The sequence below is a fragment of the Amphritea sp. HPY genome (assembly GCF_050870985.1).
Classification (GTDB): Bacteria; Pseudomonadota; Gammaproteobacteria; order Pseudomonadales; family Balneatricaceae; genus Amphritea.
This window is the reverse complement of sequence record NZ_CP194015.1, coordinates 3,392,100-3,412,470: the sequence shown is the minus strand read 5'-3', so window position 1 is coordinate 3,412,470 and position 20,371 is coordinate 3,392,100. Positions and strand designations below refer to the sequence as shown.

20 protein-coding genes, 2 tRNA genes and 3 pseudogenes are annotated in these 20,371 nt (G+C 48.4%); 13 read left to right on the top strand and 12 right to left on the bottom strand.

The genetic code is table 11. The features are described from left to right. Positions 1 to 99 precede the first annotated feature (99 nt). The 3 pseudogenes from ACQUQM_RS15220 to ACQUQM_RS15210 all read left to right on the top strand — a co-directional run. Positions 100 to 306, top strand: a pseudogene (locus ACQUQM_RS15220) (uracil permease); the annotation flags it as partial. Positions 307 to 430: 124 nt separating this feature from the next. Then, positions 431 to 637: pseudogene (locus tag ACQUQM_RS15215) on the top strand (uracil permease); the annotation flags it as partial. 122 nt (positions 638 to 759) lie between these two features. Further along, positions 760 to 966, top strand: a pseudogene (locus ACQUQM_RS15210) (uracil permease); the annotation flags it as partial. A 75-nt stretch (positions 967 to 1,041) separates the two neighbouring features. On the opposite strand, the gene ACQUQM_RS15205 reads toward ACQUQM_RS15210, so the two are convergent. Continuing rightward, positions 1,042 to 1,287 (bottom strand): hypothetical protein, encoded by a 246-nt coding sequence (locus ACQUQM_RS15205; protein WP_432470739.1) that lies wholly within the window; start codon positions 1,285 to 1,287, stop codon positions 1,042 to 1,044. Positions 1,288 to 1,492: 205 nt separating this feature from the next. Between ACQUQM_RS15205 and ACQUQM_RS15200 the strand changes: the two genes are divergently transcribed. After that, the gene (locus ACQUQM_RS15200) at positions 1,493 to 2,344 is read left to right on the top strand and encodes a 3-hydroxybutyryl-CoA dehydrogenase (RefSeq protein WP_432470738.1); all 852 of its coding nucleotides are present in this window, start codon (positions 1,493 to 1,495) and stop codon (positions 2,342 to 2,344) included. 51 nt (positions 2,345 to 2,395) lie between these two features. Here the strand turns inward: ACQUQM_RS15200 and ACQUQM_RS15195 are convergent, their stop codons facing one another. From ACQUQM_RS15195 to ACQUQM_RS15180, 4 genes are all read right to left on the bottom strand, one after another. Beyond that, a complete protein-coding gene (locus ACQUQM_RS15195; RefSeq protein ID WP_432470737.1) occupies positions 2,396 to 3,571 on the bottom strand; it encodes a vWA domain-containing protein in 1,176 nt (391 codons plus the stop codon). A gap of 20 nt (positions 3,572 to 3,591) precedes the next feature. Then, the gene (locus ACQUQM_RS15190) at positions 3,592 to 4,437 is read right to left on the bottom strand and encodes an AAA family ATPase (RefSeq protein WP_432470736.1); all 846 of its coding nucleotides are present in this window, start codon (positions 4,435 to 4,437) and stop codon (positions 3,592 to 3,594) included. A gap of 199 nt (positions 4,438 to 4,636) precedes the next feature. Beyond that, on the bottom strand, positions 4,637 to 5,170 hold the full coding sequence (ppa, locus tag ACQUQM_RS15185) for an inorganic diphosphatase (RefSeq protein ID WP_432470735.1): 534 nt from the start codon (positions 5,168 to 5,170) through the stop codon (positions 4,637 to 4,639). Positions 5,171 to 5,293: 123 nt separating this feature from the next. Continuing rightward, entirely contained in the window at positions 5,294 to 6,265 is a 972-nt protein-coding gene (locus ACQUQM_RS15180; protein WP_432470734.1) for a class 1 fructose-bisphosphatase, read from the bottom strand. A gap of 241 nt (positions 6,266 to 6,506) precedes the next feature. Here ACQUQM_RS15180 and mpl point away from each other — a divergent pair, with 241 nt between their 5' ends. From mpl to ACQUQM_RS15155, 5 genes are all read left to right on the top strand, one after another. Next, on the top strand, positions 6,507 to 7,901 hold the full coding sequence (gene mpl / locus ACQUQM_RS15175; protein WP_432470733.1) for a UDP-N-acetylmuramate:L-alanyl-gamma-D-glutamyl-meso-diaminopimelate ligase: 1,395 nt from the start codon (positions 6,507 to 6,509) through the stop codon (positions 7,899 to 7,901). Between the two features lie 30 nt (positions 7,902 to 7,931). After that, on the top strand, positions 7,932 to 8,558 hold the full coding sequence (locus ACQUQM_RS15170) for a flavin prenyltransferase UbiX (protein ID WP_432470732.1): 627 nt from the start codon (positions 7,932 to 7,934) through the stop codon (positions 8,556 to 8,558). A 57-nt stretch (positions 8,559 to 8,615) separates the two neighbouring features. Beyond that, positions 8,616 to 9,335: a tRNA (adenosine(37)-N6)-threonylcarbamoyltransferase complex dimerization subunit type 1 TsaB gene (tsaB, locus tag ACQUQM_RS15165; protein WP_432470731.1), complete on the top strand. Its 720-nt coding sequence runs from the start codon at positions 8,616 to 8,618 to the stop codon at positions 9,333 to 9,335. Positions 9,336 to 9,382: 47 nt separating this feature from the next. Further along, positions 9,383 to 10,183 carry an undecaprenyl-diphosphate phosphatase gene (locus ACQUQM_RS15160; RefSeq protein ID WP_432470730.1) on the top strand — a complete coding sequence of 267 codons (801 nt, stop codon included), beginning with the start codon at positions 9,383 to 9,385 and terminating at the stop codon, positions 10,181 to 10,183. A gap of 156 nt (positions 10,184 to 10,339) precedes the next feature. Further along, positions 10,340 to 11,170, top strand: coding sequence for a class I SAM-dependent methyltransferase (locus ACQUQM_RS15155; protein WP_432470729.1), 831 nt, complete (start codon positions 10,340 to 10,342; stop codon positions 11,168 to 11,170). 121 nt (positions 11,171 to 11,291) lie between these two features. Here ACQUQM_RS15155 and ACQUQM_RS15150 read toward each other — a convergent pair whose 3' ends face one another. Next, on the bottom strand, positions 11,292 to 11,501 hold the full coding sequence (locus ACQUQM_RS15150) for a SlyX family protein (RefSeq protein ID WP_432470728.1): 210 nt from the start codon (positions 11,499 to 11,501) through the stop codon (positions 11,292 to 11,294). Between the two features lie 207 nt (positions 11,502 to 11,708). Between ACQUQM_RS15150 and ACQUQM_RS15145 the strand changes: the two genes are divergently transcribed. Continuing rightward, a complete protein-coding gene (locus ACQUQM_RS15145; protein ID WP_432470727.1) occupies positions 11,709 to 12,134 on the top strand; it encodes a cold-shock protein in 426 nt (141 codons plus the stop codon). Positions 12,135 to 12,181: 47 nt separating this feature from the next. Here ACQUQM_RS15145 and ACQUQM_RS15140 read toward each other — a convergent pair whose 3' ends face one another. Continuing rightward, positions 12,182 to 12,796, bottom strand: coding sequence for a DsbA family protein (locus ACQUQM_RS15140; protein WP_432470726.1), 615 nt, complete (start codon positions 12,794 to 12,796; stop codon positions 12,182 to 12,184). A 135-nt stretch (positions 12,797 to 12,931) separates the two neighbouring features. On the opposite strand from ACQUQM_RS15140, the gene ACQUQM_RS15135 reads away from it, so the two are divergent. Both ACQUQM_RS15135 and ACQUQM_RS15130 read left to right on the top strand, forming a co-directional pair. Beyond that, a tRNA-Met gene (locus ACQUQM_RS15135) sits at positions 12,932 to 13,008 on the top strand. A gap of 1,076 nt (positions 13,009 to 14,084) precedes the next feature. Next, positions 14,085 to 14,161, top strand: a tRNA-Met gene (locus tag ACQUQM_RS15130). Between the two features lie 700 nt (positions 14,162 to 14,861). On the opposite strand, the gene ACQUQM_RS15125 is transcribed toward ACQUQM_RS15130, so the two are convergent. Continuing rightward, on the bottom strand, positions 14,862 to 15,788 hold the full coding sequence (locus tag ACQUQM_RS15125; protein ID WP_432470725.1) for a sugar kinase: 927 nt from the start codon (positions 15,786 to 15,788) through the stop codon (positions 14,862 to 14,864). A gap of 3 nt (positions 15,789 to 15,791) precedes the next feature. Further along, positions 15,792 to 16,805, bottom strand: coding sequence for an SPFH domain-containing protein (locus ACQUQM_RS15120; RefSeq protein ID WP_432470724.1), 1,014 nt, complete (start codon positions 16,803 to 16,805; stop codon positions 15,792 to 15,794). Between the two features lie 165 nt (positions 16,806 to 16,970). Between ACQUQM_RS15120 and ACQUQM_RS15115 the strand changes: the two genes are divergently transcribed. Further along, on the top strand, positions 16,971 to 17,684 hold the full coding sequence (locus ACQUQM_RS15115; protein WP_432470723.1) for an NUDIX hydrolase: 714 nt from the start codon (positions 16,971 to 16,973) through the stop codon (positions 17,682 to 17,684). 435 nt (positions 17,685 to 18,119) lie between these two features. Here the strand turns inward: ACQUQM_RS15115 and ACQUQM_RS15110 are convergent, their stop codons facing one another. The 3 genes from ACQUQM_RS15110 to ACQUQM_RS15100 are packed head-to-tail and all read right to left on the bottom strand — an operon-like array spanning position 18,120 to position 20,216. Next, entirely contained in the window at positions 18,120 to 18,869 is a 750-nt protein-coding gene (locus tag ACQUQM_RS15110; RefSeq protein WP_432470722.1) for an anti-sigma factor, read from the bottom strand. Then, entirely contained in the window at positions 18,854 to 19,459 is a 606-nt protein-coding gene (locus ACQUQM_RS15105) for an RNA polymerase sigma factor (RefSeq protein ID WP_432470721.1), read from the bottom strand. Before ACQUQM_RS15105 ends, ACQUQM_RS15110 begins: the two co-directional genes overlap by 16 nt. 46 nt (positions 19,460 to 19,505) lie before the next feature. Further along, positions 19,506 to 20,216, bottom strand: a complete 711-nt coding sequence (locus ACQUQM_RS15100) for a hypothetical protein (protein WP_432470720.1) — start codon at positions 20,214 to 20,216, stop codon at positions 19,506 to 19,508. Between the last annotated feature and the right edge of the window lie 155 nt (positions 20,217 to 20,371).

The following is a 20,371-nucleotide window of genomic DNA, read 5'->3' as shown; positions in this document are numbered from 1 at the left end:
AACCGGCTCAGGCCGGTTTTTTTATATCCAGGCAATTACTTCGATACGCATAGTATGTCTGGTTAAGGCGAAAGTGGATATGTGCTAATCGGGTAGTAACGTAACCTTGTTATTGTCGCTACAACCCTGGTATTTGGTATCGGCGGTATGTCTGTAGGTAGTGGCGGCTTCAGTATGCAGGGTGTCAGCCTGTGCGGCATTGTGGCAATCGTTCTGAACCTGGTCTTGCCAATGCATAAAGCGTCTTCTGATGATCTGCATGAAGAGCAGAAAGTGGTTGATGATCTGATCGACCATGCGAAGTAAGCTTGCTTCCTATTTTTAAAAAAAAAACCGGCTCAGGCCGGTTTTTTTATATCCAGGCAATTACTTCGATACGCATAGTATGTCTGGTTAAGGCGAAAGTGGATATGTGCTAATCGGGTAGTAACGTAACCTTGTTATTGTCGCTACAACCCTGGTATTTGGTATCGGCGGTATGTCTGTAGGCAGTGGCGGCTTCAGTATGCAGGGTGTCAGCCTGTGCGGCATTGTGGCAATCGTTCTGAACCTGGTCTTGCCAATGCATAAAGCGTCTTCTGATGATCTGCATGAAGAGCAGGAAGTGGTTGATGATCTGATCGACCATGCGAAGTAAGCTTGCTTCCTATTTTAAAAAAAAACCGGCTCAGGCCGGTTTTTTTATATCCAGGCAATTACTTCGATAGGCATAGTATGTCTGGTTAAGGCGAAAGTGGATATGTGCTAATCGGGTAGTAACGTAACCTTGTTATTGTCGCTACAACCCTGGTATTTGGTATCGGCGGTATGTCTGTAGGCAGTGGCGGCTTCAGTATGCAGGGTGTCAGCCTGTGCGGCATTGTGGCAATCGTTCTGAACCTGGTCTTGCCAATGCATAAAGCGTCTTCTGATGATCTGCATGAAGAGCAGGAAGTGGTTGATGATCTGATCGACCACGCGAAGTAAGCTTGCTTCCTATTTTAAAAAAAAAACCGGCTGCAGGCCGGTTTTTTTATATCTGTTTAAAGGCGCTTTTTTTGCCTAACGGGTTTTTCTGTTCTGGATAAAGTAGCGGGCGATCAATATGCCTGCGCCGATAAAGCTGGCGATGCTGCCGTAGGCAAAGCCCAGTGCGGCGCTGAAGTGCAGCTGTTCATCTGCGGGAGTGCCGGCGGGAAGCTCTATAAACAGATAGCCACAGATAACGCCGATCAAAAGGCAGGCCAGCAGTAATTTGAAGATGTTTTTCAGGAGCTGTTTGCCTGGCCCCGGCTGTTGCTTTGACACTTTTCTATTCCTTACTCTGAATCTTTGCAATGTATTATAACAAGATTAGTATGCCAGTTATGAGAGAGCCGGGACTTAGCCAATCTCAATTAGCTGATATTTATATGGCGTAAGGGTATGTACCTATTTTGGGGTTGCGCTCAGGGTCTTGCAGTGGAACACTGTATTCAATTTTTACACTTTTGAGTTTAGAGCGGAGCGGACAATGACGATTAGTAAGTTTGGTGTAGTCGGTGCGGGTCAGATGGGTGGTGGTATCGCTCAGGTTGCTGCATGCTCGGGCTTCGATGTGGTTCTGTTTGACCTGAATGATGAGGCTTTGACCCGTGGTGTGAAGGCTATTGGCTCAAGCCTGGCTCGTATGGTCAGTAAAGAGAAGATGACGCAGGTCGAGGCTGATGCCGCGCTGAGCCGTATTCTGCAGACTACTGATATGGCAGCGATGTCGGATGTGGATATTGTGGTGGAAGCAGCCAGCGAAGATGAGGCGATCAAGAAGACTATCTTCCGTAATTTGGATGAAGTGTGTAAGCCGGAAGCTATTCTGGCGACTAATACTTCTTCGATCTCAATTACCCGTCTGGCGGCAGCGACTTCCCGGCCGGGGCAGGTGATCGGAATGCACTTTATGAATCCGGTACCGATGATGCAGTTGGTGGAGATTATCCGTGCTCTGCAAACTGATGATGCAGTATTTGATGCGGTGAAGCAGCTGTCGCTGGATATGAGTAAGGTGCCGGTTGATGTTAAAGACGCGCCAGGTTTTGTTTCTAACCGGATTCTCATGCCGATGATCAATGAGGCGGTGTTCTGTCGTTATGAAGGGCTGGCTTCTGCAGAAGAGATCGATACCGTAATGAAGCTGGGTATGAGTCATCCGATGGGGCCATTGGCGTTGGCTGATCTGATTGGACTGGATACCTGTCTCAGTATTATGGAAGTGTTGTACGATAACTTTAAGGATTCTAAGTATCGTCCATGCCCGCTGTTGGTACAGATGGTCGATGCCGGTTATCTGGGGCGTAAGTCAGGGCGTGGTTTCTACAACTACGACTGATTGTAACTGTGATATAAAAAAAACGGGCCGATGCCCGTTTTTTGTGTTTGCCTATTTCGACAGATGTCGAATCCCCGCGTCCATGCCTTCCAGCGTCAGCGGATACATCTTGTTATCCATCAGGTTCCTGATCATCTGGGTGCTGGCGGTATAGTCCCAGTAGCGTTCGTGGCTGGGGTTGAGCCAGATCGCTTTATCCCAGGTTTCGGTAATACGCTGTAGCCAGGTAGCGCCGGATTCTTCATTACGGTGCTCAACGCTGCCATATCGCTCACTGACTTCGTAAGGCGCCATCGCGGCATCGCCAACAAAGATCACCCGATAATCCCTGCCATAAGTATGCAGCACATCAAACATAGAGATATGTTCATTCCAGCGGCGGGAATTGTCTTTCCAAACTTTTTCGTACACACAGTTATGGAAGTAGAAATACTCCAGATGCTTGAATTCAGTGCGGGCGGCGGAAAATAGCTGTTCGCACTGGCGAATGAATGGATCCATAGAGCCGCCAACATCGAGAAATAGAAGTACCTTTGCAGCGTTGTGTCGTTCGGGAACCATTTTCAGGTCAAGCAGGCCTGCGTTGTTTGCGGTAGAGCGGATAGTGTCATCCAGATCTAACTCTTCAGCCGCGCCGGTACGGGCAAACTTACGTAGTTTGCGCAGGGCAACTTTGATGTTGCGGGTACCGAGCTCTACATTGTCATCCAGGTCTCGGAACTGACGTTTTTCCCAGACTTTTACCGCACGTTTGTTCTTACTCTGTCCTCCGATGCGGACCCCTTCAGGATTGTACCCGCTGTGACCGAAGGGTGAAGTGCCGCCGGTACCGACCCATTTACTGCCGCCGGCATGGCGTTTCATCTGCTCTTCCAGGCGTTGCGCCAGGGTTTCCATCAGCTTGTCCAGGCCGCCGAGTTTTTCTATTTCAGCTTTTTCTTCGTCGCTCAGATTGCGAATAAAATCCGATTCCAGCCAATCATCCGGGATCAGATTGTCCAGCGGATCGGGTAGTTCGGCAAGGCCCTTGAAATAGTGGCTGAAGGCCTGGTCGAAACGGTCAAAGTATTTTTCGTCCTTAACCAGGCAGGTGCGGGCGAGCAGATAAAAATCATCCCAGCTACCAAACGCCAGATGCTGTTCCAGCGCTTCCAGCAGGGTCAGTAGCTCCCTGATCGTAACCGGAACCCTGGCTTTGCGCAGGGTGTAGAAAAAGTCGACTAACATAAAGCCTCCTGTTGTTCTATTTAGCGGCTTTCGCGACGCGCCATGAAGGCCAGGCGTTGTAGCATATGTACATCTTGCTCACTCTTCAGTAGAGCGCCATACAGTGGCGGTACCGCCTGAGAGTTATCCCGGTTTTGTAATAGTTCAGTCGATATGTTGTCGGCTAGCAGCAATTTCAGCCAATCGATCAGTTCAGAAGTGGAAGGTTTTTTCTTCAGGCCGTTAACCGAGCGCACCTGGAAGAATATCTCCAGCGCTTCATTCACAAGGTCTTTCTGGATGTCCGGGAAATGGACATCGACGATCTGTTTCATTGTATCGGCATCAGGGAAGCTGATGTAGTGAAAGAAGCAGCGGCGCAGGAAAGCATCCGGCAGCTCTTTTTCATTATTACTGGTGATAATAATGATAGGTCGATGTTTGGCAACTACCCGCTCACCAGTTTCGTAAACGCTGAATTCCATCTTATCCAGTTCAACCAGCAGGTCGTTAGGGAATTCTATATCGGCTTTGTCGATCTCGTCGATCAGCAGTACTACCTGCTCGTCGGAATCAAATGCCTGCCATAACATCCCTTTCTTAATGTAGTTAGCAATATCATGAACCCGGTCATCGCCTAATTGAGAGTCCCGCAGGCGGGATACTGCATCGTAATCATACAATCCCTGTTGAGCTTTAGTGGTGGATTTGATGTGCCAGCGCAGCAGTTTCTTGCCAAAGGCTCCGGCTACCTCGTCGGCCAGCATGGTTTTACCGGTACCCGGCTCGCCTTTAATTAACAGCGGGCGTTGCAAGGTTGCTGCTGCGTTAACTGCCATCTGCAGATCATCGGTGGCGACGTAGCGCTCGGTACCTTCAAACTTCATCGAAATTTACCTTTGGTGGTTATTGTTAGTTGTTATAGCTAACAAGAATGCCTGATACGAAAGGATATGATTTTAGCAGAAAACATGTATCGTGAACCGGACAATTGTTGATATATACGGACAGAAATGGTGCCCAGCTGAATAATCAAAGGCACAAAAAAACCCGCAGATAGCGGGTTTTTTTAAAAACAGCGAGAGCTTACTTTGCAGCTTCGTATGCTTTCTGAGATTCGATGATAGCGGCTTTGGCTGCATCAGCGTTGTCCCAACCTTCAACTTTAACCCACTTGCCCTCTTCCAGGCCTTTGTAGTTCTCGAAGAAATGCTTGATGCGATCCAGAGTCAGCTGTGGCAGATCGCCGATGTCGTTAACATCTTTGTATGCTTTGGTCAGCTTGTCGTGTGGTACTGCAACCAGCTTAGCGTCTTCGCCAGCTTCGTCAGTCATGTTCAGAACGCCAACAGGACGGCAACGAATGACAGAGCCAGGAATTACCGGGTAAGGGGTCAGAACCAGAACGTCCAGCGCATCGCCATCATCAGCCAGGGTGTTGTTGATGTAACCGTAATTTGCAGGGTAGAACATAGGCGCCGCCATGAAACGGTCAACGAAGATCGCATCTTCTTCTTTTTCGATCTCGTATTTTACCGGAGAACTTTCCGCCGGAATTTCGATGATTACGTTGATGTCGTTTGGCAGATCTTTACCAGCAGATACTTTATTGAAGCTCATGTGTCGCCTTCCTGTTAAAAGTGTTGAAATCTGTATTCAAACCAAAGCCGAATTATATACGGTCCCGGGCTTAAAACTGAATACGACTTAAAGAGCATATATCGTATTCAGTGGGTATTGGATTTAGTCTTTAGCGTGATACTTCAGCATGGTTTCAACTTCAGCTTTAGAGCCGAGGCCAACAGCTACACGCTGATGAATCTTCTCTGGCTGAATATCCATAATGTTGTCGTAACAAGTGGTGCTTAAGCCGCCGGCCTGTTCTATCAGGAAGCTCATTGGATTGCCTTCGTACATCAGGCGCAGTTTGCCAGGTTTTGACGGATTGCGCTTATCCCACGGGTACATAAAGATGCCGCCGCGAGTCAGAATGCGGTGAACTTCAGCCACCATTGATGCCACCCAGCGCATGTTGTAACGCTTGCCCAGAGGGCCTTCTTCGCCTTGCAGCAGATCGTTAACGTAGCTCTGCATTTCTGGTTCCCAGAAACGCTGGTTCGACATGTTGATGCCAAATTCCTGGGTCAGCTCAGGGATCTGAACGTTTTCCTCGGTCAGAATGAAATCACCGCCGTGGCTCAGGGTAAACATGTTGACGCCCTGGCCTGTAGTTAGCACTAGTACTGCGCAAGGGCCATAGAGAACATAACCTGCTGCAACCTGCTTGCGACCGCTCTGCATATAAGCGCTGTCATCGCCGCCATTGGCGCCCTCAGGGCATTCCAAAATGGAAAAGATTGTGCCAACCGATACGTTTACATCGATGTTTGATGAGCCGTCGAGCGGGTCAAAAGTAACCAGGTATTTGCCATCAGGGTTACCAGGAACCGGGTGGTCTTCCTCTTCGGAAGCGACGCCGGCAACGGTTGGGTTGTCCAGTAGTACTGCTTTGAGGATATCGTTAGAGATGATATCCAGTTTCTTCTGGGTTTCGCCCTGAACATTGACTCCTTCAGAGGTGCCTAAAACGCCGGCAAGGGCGCCTTCACGCAACTTGATAGCAATCTCTTTACAAGAGAGCATCAGGCTGTCGATCAGTTCGATCAGTTCATCGGAAGTGTCATTATGTTTCAGATGCTGGTTCAGCAGTAACATGTGCCGTAAACCTATAGGTGTGGTGACTGGAAAAGTTGCGGCAATTTTACGCTGAATTGGTCGGGAATTACACAGTATTTAAGGCTAAAAAGTCTTAAATACTGTGTAATTTATCTAGTGAGCTGTTATGTAGCACGTATATGGAGCGGCAGATCGTTAAAAAGTCACCAAACTATAGACATGAAGCTGTTATCATAGCGCCATTGTTATAACGGTCTAGGACAATCTGGAGATACTATCCGTGCATGTACATATTCTGGGGGTTTGCGGCACTTTTATGGGCAGTCTTGCGGTGCTGGCTAAAGAGCTAGGGCATCAGGTAACCGGGTCTGATGCCAATGTTTATCCGCCGATGAGTACTCAGTTGGAAGCCCAGGGTATTGAGCTGATAGAGGGGTTCGATCCGGCTCAGCTGGAGCCCGCCCCGGATATGATTATTGTTGGCAATGCCATGAGTCGGGGCAATCCCTGTGTCGAGTATATGCTAGAGCGCGGCCTGCGCTATACCTCGGGGCCGCAATGGTTATCGGAACACCTGTTGCAAGATAAGTGGGTGCTGGCTGTGGCCGGAACCCATGGTAAAACAACTACTGCGACTATGCTGGCCTGGTTGCTCGAATACGCCGATATGGAGCCCGGCTTCCTGATTGGCGGCGTGCCAAAAAACTTTGATCGCTCAGCCCGGGTGGGTGGTAGCCCGTTTTTTGTCATAGAGGCTGATGAATACGATACTGCTTTTTTTGATAAGCGTTCCAAGTTTGTTCATTACCGGCCGCGCACAGTGATCCTGAATAATCTTGAGTTCGATCATGCTGATATCTTTGATGATCTTGCTGCGATTCAACGTCAATTCCATCATCTTGTACGTATCGTGCCTGAAAATGGTCAGCTCATCCTGCCGCATAACGAGCCGGTTCTTGAAGAGGTGCTTGAGCAGGGCTGCTGGACGCCGGTGGTACGTACGGCAATAACCGAAAAAGATTTGAATGTCATAGTTGATGGGGTGCAATGGCAGGCTCGTTTGCTAACGGATGACGGTACTCGGTTTGAAGTACTGCATGATGGAGTGTCTGTCGGGGTTGTGTCATGGTCTATGACAGGTTTGCATAGTGTCAATAATGGATTGATGGCGCTGGTCGCGGCCCGGCATGTCGGCGTACAGACGGAGCACGGTATCAAAGGTCTTTGCCGCTTCGGCGGGGTAAAGCGACGCATGGAGTTGATTGGCGAGATCGGCTCAGTAAAAGTGTATGACGACTTTGCCCATCATCCGACAGCGATCGAAACCACTTTGCAGGGGATTCGTGCGCAGGTCGGCGATGCTCCGGTGATTGCAGTTATAGAACCGCGCTCTAATACTATGCGTATGGGGCTGCACCGTGAACAGTTGGCGGCTTCCACGGGGATGGCTGATATGGTGTATTGGTATCAACCGGATGGCCTTGGCTGGTCACTGGATGATCTGATCAGTGCCAGCCCGGTGCCGGCAGCTCTGGCAACCAGTACTGGCCAGATTATTGAATCGGTGTGTGCCGCGATTCGGCCAGGTAGCCATGTGGTTATTATGAGCAACGGCGGTTTTGATGGCATTCATAGCCGTTTGGTTTCAGCACTGGAGCAGCAGTTTGCAGGCTAACAGCAGAATGATTAAATGCAGGTATCAGGCATGACTCATAAATATCGGGAAACAGTTACCCTGGCGATCACCGGAGCCTCCGGCGTTCAATACGGATTGCGCTTACTGGAATGTCTGATACAGGCTAATTGTCAGGTGTTTGTTATGATTTCCCGTGCAGCGCAGGTGGTAATTGCTACTGAAACTGATGAGTCGTTGCCGGGAGGATCTGCTGAGCAGATGGAGTACCTTATCTCCCGTTTTGACGCCCGGGCTGATCAGATCAGGGTGTTTGGTAAAGAACAGTGGATGGCGCCGGTTGCTTCCGGTTCCGGTGCTCCGAGTAAGATGGTGGTTTGCCCCTGTAGTACCAGTACTTTGTCGGCTATCGCTTGCGGAGCCAGCAACACCTTGATTGAGCGGGCAGCAGATGTGGCGTTAAAAGAGCGGCGCAAACTGATTCTTGTTCCCCGCGAGGCGCCTTATTCTGAAATCCATCTGGAGCACATGCTGAAGCTGACCCGGATGGGGGCGGTCGTTATCCCAGCCAGCCCTGGATTTTATAACCGGCCACAGACGATTGACGATATGATCGACTTTGTTGTTGCCCGTATACTAAATCAGCTGGACATCGATCAGTCGTTGTTACCGCGCTGGGGTGAAGATAGCGTTTCCTAAGCACAACGATTAAAATGCAAAACTTTCTCAATCAGCACCTATCATCGGATTACATAAATGGCCAAGATCCTAGCTCTGGATACTTCTACTGACGCTTGTTCAGTCGCTCTGTATATCGACGGAGAGGTCCGGGAAGATTTTCGCATTATCCCCCGTCAGCATACAAAGCAGTTATTGCCGATGGTTTCCGAGATATTGGATCAGGCTGGATTGAAAGTTAGTCAGCTCGATGCGGTCGCTTTTGGCCGTGGTCCGGGCTCGTTTGCCGGGATCAGGATTGCGACCGGGGTTGCTCAGGGCCTGGCATTTGCCGCGCAGCTTCCGGTTATACCGGTATCGACGCTGGCCGCTATTGCGCTGGTTAGTGCCGATAAATACCGGGTTGAGCGTATAGTCAGTACCCTCGATGCCCGGATGAATGAGCTTTACTCTGCTGCCTATGAAATAAGAGCAGGGCTGCCTGTATTACTTGATTCTGAAACGGTCAGTGCGCCGCAGGATATTGTTCTGCCAGAAATAGTACAGCCGGATGGCGGTAACTGGTTTGCTGCCGGTAAAGGGTGGCTGTATCTGGAAGATATGCCTGCAGCAGTAAAAGACGCAGTATCTGATCCGGTGCTGGAGATTTATCCGACGGCCGCGGCGATGGTCAGGATTGCTGCAGAGGAGTTAGCTAATGGTCGAACCGTTAAAGCCGACGATGCTTTGCCGGTTTATTTACGGGATGAAGTAGCCTGGAAGAAGAAAGATCAACAAAAAAAGAAGCATCAGCAGTGAGCTTCTTTGAATGAAAAATATCGAATTTATACAAGGACGAGTATAAAGTGGAATGGTTTCAGGTAGTCGCCCTGGCGGTTATTCAGGGGTTAACGGAGTTTTTGCCGATTTCTAGTTCGGCGCATCTTATTTTGCCATCGCAACTGTTCGGTTGGCAGGATCAGGGGCTGGCATTCGATGTCGGTGTGCATATCGGCTCACTTTTGGCTGTGCTGTATTTCTTTCGTCATGATTTGTTAACTATGACAAGAAGCTGTGTTAGTGCGGCCAGTTCGGATGATAGAGAGCAGGCACGTATCGCCTGGTTTGTGGTGATTGCTACGCTGCCAGCATTGATGTTTGGCTTTATGTTTCATGGTCTGGTTGATCTTTATGGTCGAAGCCTGCTGGTGATTGCGGGCACCACAATGATTTTTGGTGGGTTGCTCTGGTGGGCTGATGTTGGTCGCAGCGAGGCGCGCAACCTGACCAGTCTTTCTTTGCGTGATGCTGTCACAATTGGTTGTGCCCAAGCGGTCGCTTTGATCCCTGGTACTTCGCGCTCAGGCATTACAATATCAGCAGGCCTTATGCTTGGACTGGATCGTCAGGCTGCCGCGCGTTTTTCATTTCTTATGTCTATTCCGGTTATCCTTGGCGCAGGTGTTTTTAAAACCTTAGAGCTAGCTTCGACGGGCGTGGCAGGGCAGTGGCTTATGCTACTTTCCGGTACAGGGATTGCTGCGGTTAGTGCATTTTGCTGTATACACTTTTTCCTTAAGTGGTTAGACAAGATCGGTATGCTGCCTTTTGTGATCTACCGAATGCTGCTGGGTGTGGCATTACTAGCTGTATTCTTTATGGCATAGTGATCTGATTTTATACTTAGTTATAGGCAGGTAGTCACAGGCACTGGTTATAGATAGTTAATAGTGTCTTATTTATGACGCCTGATTATGTGGCATGTAGTTGTGTGGCATGTTTTTCAGCAAATATTTCTGCAGACAGTTACGGGTAGATCAACATTGGGTAAGAAGTCGATATCAGTAGAAGACGAAGCGTTGCAGCTGGCGGTAGCTGCAGAAGACAGTTTCTATGTTGAATCAGCGCAGCGGCTGGCACAGCGCCTGCAATTGCCTTTTTTAAATCGTTTTCAGATCGATAAATGCGATTATGGATTGCTACTGTTAGTCGGTATCGATGGTTGCAAGTTGCAATTGACCGGGCGCAAAGTACCGGGACCGGTAATGGCTGACTTTGTCAGTGGCAGCGTGGACCACCGACGTAAGTTTGGCGGCGGTAAAGGCCAGATGATCGCCAAGGCGGTAGGTATAAAAGGTTCTATACGTCCCCGGATTGCTGATGTGACAGCCGGACTTGGACGGGATAGTTTTGTCCTGGCCACGCTGGGCTGTGAGGTGCAGATGGTCGAGCGTTCACCGGTTATCCATAGCCTGTTGGAGAGCGGTCTGGAGCGTGCGTCGCTGGTACCTGAGGTGGCTGAGATTACTGCCAGAATGCACCTTTTTAACCAGAATAGTATTGACTGGTTACAAAGCCTGCAAGGCGATGAGAGGCCGGATGTTGTGTATGTCGATCCGATGTTCCCCCATAACGAAAAGTCTGCCCTGGTTAAAAAAGAGATGCGGGTGTTCCGTTCGGTAGTGGGGGATGACATGGATGCGGAAGCACTGCTTCGGGCAGCTCTGGATGCTGCACAATACCGGGTTGTGGTTAAGCGTTCGCGCAAGGCTCCGCTGATTGAAGGCCCATCACTGCAGGGCGTTAGTCCGAGCTACCAGCTGGAAGGTAAATCCAGCCGGTATGATATATATACGCTGAAAAAACTGGTTTAACTTTTGCGTTCACGCCAGTCCATTGAGGTTCAGCCAAACTGCACGGTTTGGCTGCATATAGCAAGCTTCTGATGCCAACGGCGTCACCCTGGTCCTAGGTTCTGGTAGTGAAATATTTAGTTTAATAATGGGGCGGTGGCGCCTCGTCTTCCGGAGCGCTGATATTATCTGAACCCAGTGTTTTCACCTGTTGATTCAGATGTTTGACCATTCGGGTCAGCTTGTCTATTTCCAGTGACTGGCGAGCCATTACATCGCTCATTTTATCCAGAGAATCTTCCTGGAATGCGAGGCGGGACTCCAGGTCGTCCAGCCGTTGTTGATCTGACATGGGTAGGTATTCCAACTAAATTAAACAGGCTGTCACCGATGGGTAGGACAGGTTTATAGATTATAGCCTGTATTGATTTAAAAATACTTTAATGAAATCTGCCTAAGCTATTGAATAGTTAAATTAAAATAGGTATATAACATGATCAGGATTCTTTTTTTTTGGATTCTTTTTTGAAATTACATTAATCAATATAAGAGATTCGCAATGAGTGTTAATCAACTGATACGTAGTGTTGTTGTCAGTGCACTTGCTACTGCAGTCATCCTTTTTGTTCAGGGATCGCTGCCAGGTGAAGGCAAGTTGCCAGTTATGGATATGGTTTTAGTATTTGCTGTTGTTTTGGTGAGCTGTGTTATCGCTGGTCTGGGCTCCTCTTCATCAGAGTCAGAAGATGAAGACTATATCTCTGAGAATGACGATAGGGAGCAGGGAACGGTTAAGTGGTTCAATGTATCCAAGGGGTTTGGCTTTATTACCCGTGAAAATGGCGATGATGTATTTGTTCACTTCCGTAATATCCGCGGTCGTGGCCATCGTTCACTATCTGAAGGGCAAAGCGTACGCTTTATAGTCAAAGAGAGTGATAAAGGTTTGCAGGCTGAAGATGTATCTATAGCGCGAACATCCTGAGCGCAATGATCAAAAGGCGGGAGCAATTAGCTCCCGTTTTTTTTGCCTTAAATTAATTCCAGCTGAGCGGCTCTGCTAAGCAGAGTTTGCTGGTCACAATAGCCGATACACAGCGGAGTGATCTTTCCTGCCGACTCGTATGCCAGATAGGGGAAGCCGGTAATATTATGCTGTTGGCAATAGCTCAGATCCTGTTGCAGGGTGTGTTCTGCCTCAGTGCTCTGAATTGTTTCGATAAAGCGTTGCCTATCCAGGCCCACTTTCTCAGCAAAACCGATCAGGGTGTCAATGTTTGATGGGTTGCGGGCTTCCTGATAGTAGCCTTGTTGGATTATTTCAGCCATCTTCATACCTGCGCCCGGCTCCAGTAGCTCGGCGCTGATCATCGCACGACAAGCAGGGTAGGTAGAGCGGCGGGGGTGGCACAAGCGCCAGAAATCCTGATTAAAAGGGGCTCCGGTTTTGGCTTCTATCTGCTGCCAGGTTTGTTGTATCGCCTGTTGCATCGCAGCTGGCATCGGCTCATCACTGTCGGGAGCCAGCCCGCCCATATAACAGTAGGTTTTGATACCTGGTTTAAGCTTGGTCAGCAACTCTTTCAGGTGTGGATGAAAGGCATAGCACCAGCTACACATCGGATCCATTACATAGATTAGAGCCATTACTGCCCTCCGGTTTCGGACTATCGCTGAAAGCATAATCTGTCTCTTATAATAGACATAGTTATTAATTAATTGAAAACTAATATTTTTTCTTGCTATTAGTCAGTCCGCTCAGTAGTATTCGCCCCACGTTGATGCGGGGTGGAGCAGCCTGGTAGCTCGTCGGGCTCATAACCCGAAGGTCGTCAGTTCAAATCTGGCCCCCGCTACCAACGTATAATTAAAGGTGTGTCGAAAGACATGCCTTTTTTTGTGCCTGAAATAAGGCACAAAAATGCGTCGGGCTCGACTCTTCATAAGGGCTCGGGAAGGTCATTAGTTCAGATCAGGCCCCCGCTACCAACGTATAATTAAAGGTGTGTCGAAAGACATGCCTTTTTTTGTGCCTGAAATAAGGCACAAAAATGCGTCGGGCTCGACTCTTCATAAGGGCTCGGGAAGCTCATTAGTTCAGATCAGGCCCCCGCTACCAACGTATAATTAAAGGTGTGTCGAAAGACATGCCTTTTTTTTGTGCCTGAAATAAGGCACAGAAATGCGTCGGGCTCGACTCTTTATAAGGGCTCGGGAAGGTCGGCAGTTCAAGCCTGGCCCCCGCTACCACAACGAAAAGAGAAGGCTAACCGAAAGGTTGGCTTTTTTTTTGCCCGAAATAAGATGCAAGAAGAGCGTCTGGCTCGGCTCTTCATAAAGACTCAGGAAGGTCGCCAGTTCAAACCTGCCCCCCCCCCCGCTACCAACGTATAAAATTAGACTAACCGAAAGGTTGGCTTTTTTTTTGCCCGAAATAAGATGCAAGAAGAGCGTCTGGCTCGGCTCTTCATAAAGACTCAGGAAGGTCGCCAGTTCAAACCTGCCCCCCGCTACCAACGTATAAAATTAGGCTAACCGAAAGGTTGGCTTTTTTTTTGCTTTGAAAAAGGGACAGATGAGAGCTGGTAAGTTCACTAATTGTGCTTAGAGCACAATTTGCACGGAGCGGCTTGCCGCGAAGCCCGAAGGGGCGTTGCAGCCTACAGGCTGTAACGAGTCAATCTGGCCCCCGCTACCAACGTATAATTAAAGGTGTGTCGAAAGACATGCCTTTTTTTTTGTGCCTGAAATAAGGCACAAAAATGCGTCGGGCTCGACTCTTTATAAGGGCTCGGGAAGGTCGGCAGTTTAAAGCTGACTCCCGCTACCAGCGTAAAAGATGAAGCTAACCGAGAGGTTGGCTTTTTTTCTGTTATTTGGTCGTATTTATTCTTGCTATTAGTCAGGTCGATCAGTATGATTCGCCCCACGTTGATGCGGGGTGGAGCAGCCTGGTAGCTCGTCGGGCTCATAACCCGAAGGTCGTCAGTTCAAATCTGGCCCCCGCTACCAACGTATAAAATCAGACTAACCGAAAGGTTGGTCTTTTTTTTGCCTTGAAAAAGGGACAGATGAGAGCTGGTCAGTTCACTAATTGTGCTTAGAGCACAATTTGCACGGAGCGGCTTGCCGCGAAGCCCGAAGGGGCGTTGCAGCCTACAGGCTGTAACGAGTCAATCTGGCCCCCGCTACCAACGTATAAAATCAGATTAACCGAAAGGTTGGTCTTTTTTTTGCCCGAAATATGGCAAAGAGCAGCGTCGGGTTCGGCTCTTCATAAAGACTCGGAAGGTCGGCAGTTTAAAGCTGGCCCCCGCTACCAACGTATAATTAAAGGTGTGTCGTAAGATACGCCTTTTTTTGTGCCTGAAATAAGGCAAAGAACAGCGTCGGGCTCGGCTTTTCATCAAAGTCCAAGAAGGTCGTCAGTTCAGCGATTGCGTAGCAATCACCATCAAGCCGCTTGCGGCGATGCCCGTAGGGGCAAAACTGTCAACAGGCTGTTTTGAATCACTAATTGTGCTTAGAGCACAATTTGCACCGAGCGGCTTGCCGCGAAGCCCTAAGGGGCGTTACAGCCTGCAGGCTGCAACGAGTAAATCTGGCCCCTGCTACCAAAATAAAATTAAAAGTGTGTCGAAGGGCATGCCTTTTTTGTCTGGAAGTAAGGTGCTGTAACAAGCTTTGGCCGATTTATGGAGAGATAAAATATCTATTCACAGATCAGCATTCCTCTGGTTTCAGCAATATCTACTTTAATAATGGCGCCAGCATTAAAGGGAATATAGTCCGCTTCTATACCATCTGAAAAAATTACGCCGTTTTCCGGCATCAGCGATTCAAGCTGGATAGTGGATCTCATATCGACAGCCCCGAATACAATATTGACCCCGCTATTCTGGCTGGGAAAAGGTTCCCTCACGGCAAACTGTAAACGTGGTTCATCCCAGGCGAAACCTTGTTGTAGAACGTGTTTGTCTTGTCCCGTTACCCCGATAGCGCCAGCAAGTATGGATTGAAACCAGCCTGTTGAGCCCAGACCAGTTGATACAATAATTCCTGATGAACTCTGAATTTCAGTTTGTCCTTTCCAGTCGATTTTATAGCGTGCTGATGTGTGGCTTTTCGGGCCTATAAACAGATCGTTAACCGCCAACATCGATTGACCATCGTTACTTGATGCCCTGGCAAAAGTGATGTTTTTTGACGCCACGTTGCCGGATATGGTGTCTTTTAAGACGCTGGTTAACTGTCCGATTTCAAAAGGCAGAAGGACTCCGTCCCAGCGATCGGGCTCGGGATTGATAGCAATTACTGGCTGACCTTTCAGGTACTTCAGGGTATTTGCAACCAGTCCATCCTGGCCGATTACGACCACGATATCATTTGGACTGAATTGATAGTTGGGTAGGAAGCTGCGTTCCAATAACTGAAACCTACCTAACGGCCTGATTGTCTGTTCTGCTTCTACCAGACGTCGTTTATACAGGTCGTGTTCCCGCAGATAGTCTTCACTGTCTGTCTGATTGTGTTCCAGATAGAACCTGGCCTGGGGCCAGGTATTAAAGCGCTCTATGAGTTCCTGTAAGCGAGTTTTACGGTATATCAGGATGAAGCGGAATGGATTTGAGTTGGTCATAGTTCAGCTCCTCCGGATTATCTGTCCGAGCAGGTCGGGGCTGATATTCAGTTCACCAATTTTTCCTGCGTTCTGGGCCAGTGAATCAAAGGCCTGCGCAATTAACTGGTCTGGTTCCATACTGGCCAGGGCGATAGCTTTCAGGTTTTCAACCGGCAGCTCTTTGAAAGCCTGCATCCGGGTGCTGATCGTATAAGCTTCTGCATCAGCTTCCATTTTTCGGTTTTCCACATTCAGCGTTACCAAACGGGAACGCTGATCTTCAGCATCAATTTCAGCCTGCAGCCGTTCCTGTTCAGTTTCTGTCTGACTGCGTAGCAGGGCTCGCTCGTTAGCTACTCTGGACTCTTCGATCTCCTGTTCTTTTTGCTGTACTGAAAGTGTGGTTTGCAGTTCTGCTTCTCTGATTTTTCTTTCCTGCTCTACAGCTGATTCCCGGCGGCTGTAGATCGCATCGTCAGATTCTTTCAATATCTCTTCTCTGGCTTGAGCTTCCAGCGCTTTTGAAGTTTCTGGCATTGCTGTAATCGCGCTGATCGAAGTATCAATAACACTTACCCCCATAGTTAGCAGTGTTTCCATTGTTGGCAGGCGGTTTCCGATCAGCTCAACCAGAGACTGATTAAGTTTCAGTGCCTGGCGTAATGTCCGGCTCTGAATCTCATTCTGAATAATGGTTTGCACGATTCTGATGATCCGGTCACTCAGCTTCATAGGATCTTCTGAAAGGTATGACAGACCATTGTTGTTGAGAGTGAAATTGAGTATCTCGTTAATTGTCTCCGGTTTTGCAATTTGGTAAGTAATTTGTCCCTGTAGTTTAACTGTCTGGAAGTCAGCAGTTTGCAGGCTGGCAACAAAGGGGGCCTCCTGGGCGTTTACCGGAACAGCGGCGATAGATGTGGTTGCTTTGTTATAAAAAAAGCTCAGCCCTTTGCCTTTTTTACGGATGCGGCCGTTGACGCTTTTAATAACGAAAGTAGCAGAATCCGCTTTGTAATATTTTATACCAAACATGATATTCACCCTTTAAGTGTCGTTTAGTCACTAATATAGTGGCCAATAGTCACTAATATTGTCAAGGTGATATTGGAGTAAAGTGTCTAAAGGACAATAAAATAATTGATAGCCTTGCTTCGGGGATCTACTATTGAGGCGAATAGTGAGGGAGACAGGTTGAAGATGAGTGAGCAGAAATATCTTGAAAACTACGATAAACAGGAATTTGAAGCGCCACTTATTACTGTGGATAGCGTCTTGTTTACCTGTCATGAAGGTGAGCTTAAAGTATTATTGGTAGAGCGCGCTAATCACCCTGAACAGGGTAAGTGGGGGCTGCCCGGCGGGTTTGTTGATCTACAGCTGGATTCGAGCCTGTCTGATTCGGCTTTACGGCGTTTAAAGGAAAAAACAGGCGTAATACCTCCCTATATAGAGCAGCTGAAAACCTATGGTGGGCCACAACGGGATAAAAGGGGCTGGTCTGTTACGGTCTGTTATTCCGCATTGGTTTCTTTTCAGGCCTGTAAGAGTCATATTGATTCTGTTGCTGATGTACAGTGGGTCTCTGTTGAGCAACTTAATTATATTGAGCTCGCGTTTGATCACCGGCAACTGATTGTGGATGCCCGGGAGCGCCTTAGGCAGAAAGCGCTATATTCGATTGTCCCGGCTTATGCTCTGCCTGAAGTATTCACGCTACCTGAGTTACAGCAGGTTCATGAGCTGTTAATAGGTAAGGCGTTACAGAAAAAATCATTCCGGCGCCGAATTGAACAGGCTGAATTGCTGATTGATACTGGGGATAAACGTTCTGAACGGGGCAGGCCTGCCAGCCTGTACAGGATGAAAGCGGATGCAGGAGGCTTTAACTTTATCCGTAATCTGGAGTATTAAATTGTTCAGCGTTCATATCGAAGGTAGAGGAAAGTGTTGTAGCATTATGTTTCGCGCAGTTATCTTTTAATGTCAGATGAGTATAGTTGTTTAACCTATTTTCGATTCCTCTGTTCCTGAGCTAAGGAAGGTGCGAATAAGTCCCTTGCTTTCTCTGCGGGCTATAAAACGGCCAAATGCGCGAAAGACAGAGCAGTGAAATGTCTGGACCTTTTCAAACTGGCTGACAAAGCAGGTGGCCGTTATAGAGCTCGCCCTTCGGGGCTTTCAGAGAGATCGGATATCGGTGTTAATAATTTTCGACGTACAACCAGTATGCCTGTAATTATTGCCTTGATCTCCAATCTCTCTGTAAGCCAGAGGCGTAAGGGACTTGTTAGCACCTTCCCTAAGCATTAGCGCTACTTACCGATAGCGCTTATAGAGATTACTTTATTAGGCTTTATTCCATGGGTTTAACTGCAGGCATGGACCTCGAAAGCGCACTGGATCGCTGGGGCTGTTGCCTTCTATTAGTAGTAATTCAGCGCTGTTTTTAATCAGCTTCCACTCAGTCGGTGTCAGTAAACGGGTGGTTTCAGCTACGGATACCGGGCCGAGAGATATCTGTTGTCCATTTTCACGACTGACAGTCCATAAAGTCAGATTGCTGGTGGAGGTTTTCTCTACACGATCATTCCATTGTAAGTGCAGATGTGATTCTCCAGGCTTGGCACCTTTATAGGCGGCAATTACCAATTCAGGCTCCACAACGCTGCTATCTGATTGCAGGACGGCAAGGTAATCAACCGACTGTATCTGGTTGGTACTGGGCCAGATAGCGATAGAGAGGGTGATGATCGCCAGCATTGCGGTTGCTGAGCGCCAGATAGGTATCGCTGTCCAGCCGCGGTGCCACCAGGACTCTTGCTGTTTTGTCGCTGTATTGGTTTTCAGGTTCAGGGTTTGGCTCAGTTCAGACCAAACTCGTTCCGGGGGTGGGACTTCTTTTAGATTGTTGTTCATAGGGTCGAGTCGCTGTTGCCATTGATAGACTTCCCGCTCCAGTTCCGGATCAGTTTTCAGTAATGCTTCAAAGCGTCGTTGTACCCTGCTGGACAGGGTGGCAAGTACATATTGGCTGGCTAAATGGGAACGGATAGCAGGGTTCTTATAGCGCTGTGCTGAATTCAACTTTGCAGACATTGCTGTAGCTCCTTAAGACCGCGACGAATCCATGATTTTAGCGTGCCTAATGGGGTGTTCAGTTTCTCCGCCAGTTCAGCATTTGAAAAACCATAGACGTAGGTCAGCATGATTGCCTGACGGGGTTCTTGCTTAATGCTTTGCAGGCAGCGATTCAGGTCGCGCCGTTCATCCAGAAAACTATCCTGGTCAACGGTGTGTTCCAGCAAACCTTCTTCGAACTGCGTTTCTTGTCGGCGCACGGTTTGACGAATACGATCAATTGCAGTATTGCGTGTCAGTTGGCACATCCAGGACCAGGCCCAGTCTTCCCCCAGATCACTGCGGTAGCGATCCGCCTGCCGCCAGATTTTTGTATAGCTTTCCTGCAAGGCATCGGCCGCCAGTTCGGGGTCCGGGATCATTTTCAGAATGAGCGCATAAAGTTTGCCGCTGGTCAGCTGATAGAGTTTTTCAAACGCAGGCTGATGCTTCAGCCTGACTTGCCCCAGCAGCGTCTCAATCTGTTTTTTCCATGCTTTTGAACTCAAAGCAGCGGAACTTAAAGTATCAGAACCCAAAGTTTCAGAACCCAAAGTTTCAGAACTCAAACTATCATCCTCAGAGGCCCGGCCGGGTAGCCGGGCCGAACCTTCATTATGGCTGTTTTATTACGTGCCAGATTCCTTTCACACCGTCGCCGGTGATATCGCCGGCTTTCTGATCTTTAACCCAGGTGTACAGGGGGTGTCCGTCCAATGTCCACTGTAACGTGCCATCCTTACGTTCGGTAATGTCAAAGGCTCCGCTCTTCTTAGCGCCTTTGGCTGCAAACAGTGGTGGCCAGATTTCTGCACATTTGCCGTAGCAGTTTGACTGGCCTTGGTCGTCTTTATCAAAAGCATACAGGCTGCGCTGGTTCAGGTCAGTTAATACGCTGATTTCAGCATTACGGTATATCTTAACCGGTACATCATCTGCCCGGGCTATAAACCAGATGTTTTTGATACCGTGGCCTGAAATGTCACCGGTTTTCTGGTCCTTAATCCAGCGGTACAGAGGCATTCCTTTGTATGTCCACTGCTTATCACCATTGCTGCGGCGGATAACACTATAGTCATCACCGACAGCCATCTCAGTGTTTGCTATATAAGGTGGCCATTTCTCGGCGCAGCCACCGTTGCAATTGGATATTCCCTGGCTGTCTTTGCTAAAGGTATAGAGTGTCAGGCCTTCGGGGGTTGTTAGTACCTCACCCAATGGTGTAACTGCAGTTGTGGCAGGATCTTTTTGCGCAGTGTTGGTAGCGCAGGCGCTAACTGCCGCCGCCAGAAGGAAAAAAGAGAGGGGCTTAAGAATTTTTTTCATTATCAGATTCCAGTTGTTATTTAAGTAACTAACATAGAAACGACCATGATTCTGTTTTGGATGCAGTGAAGTATAAATTAAACTAAATAAGAAATTGATGCTGCTGTTTTAAGTTGGATAGTTATTGCTGCGCTCGTATTAATTGGTTTATGAGG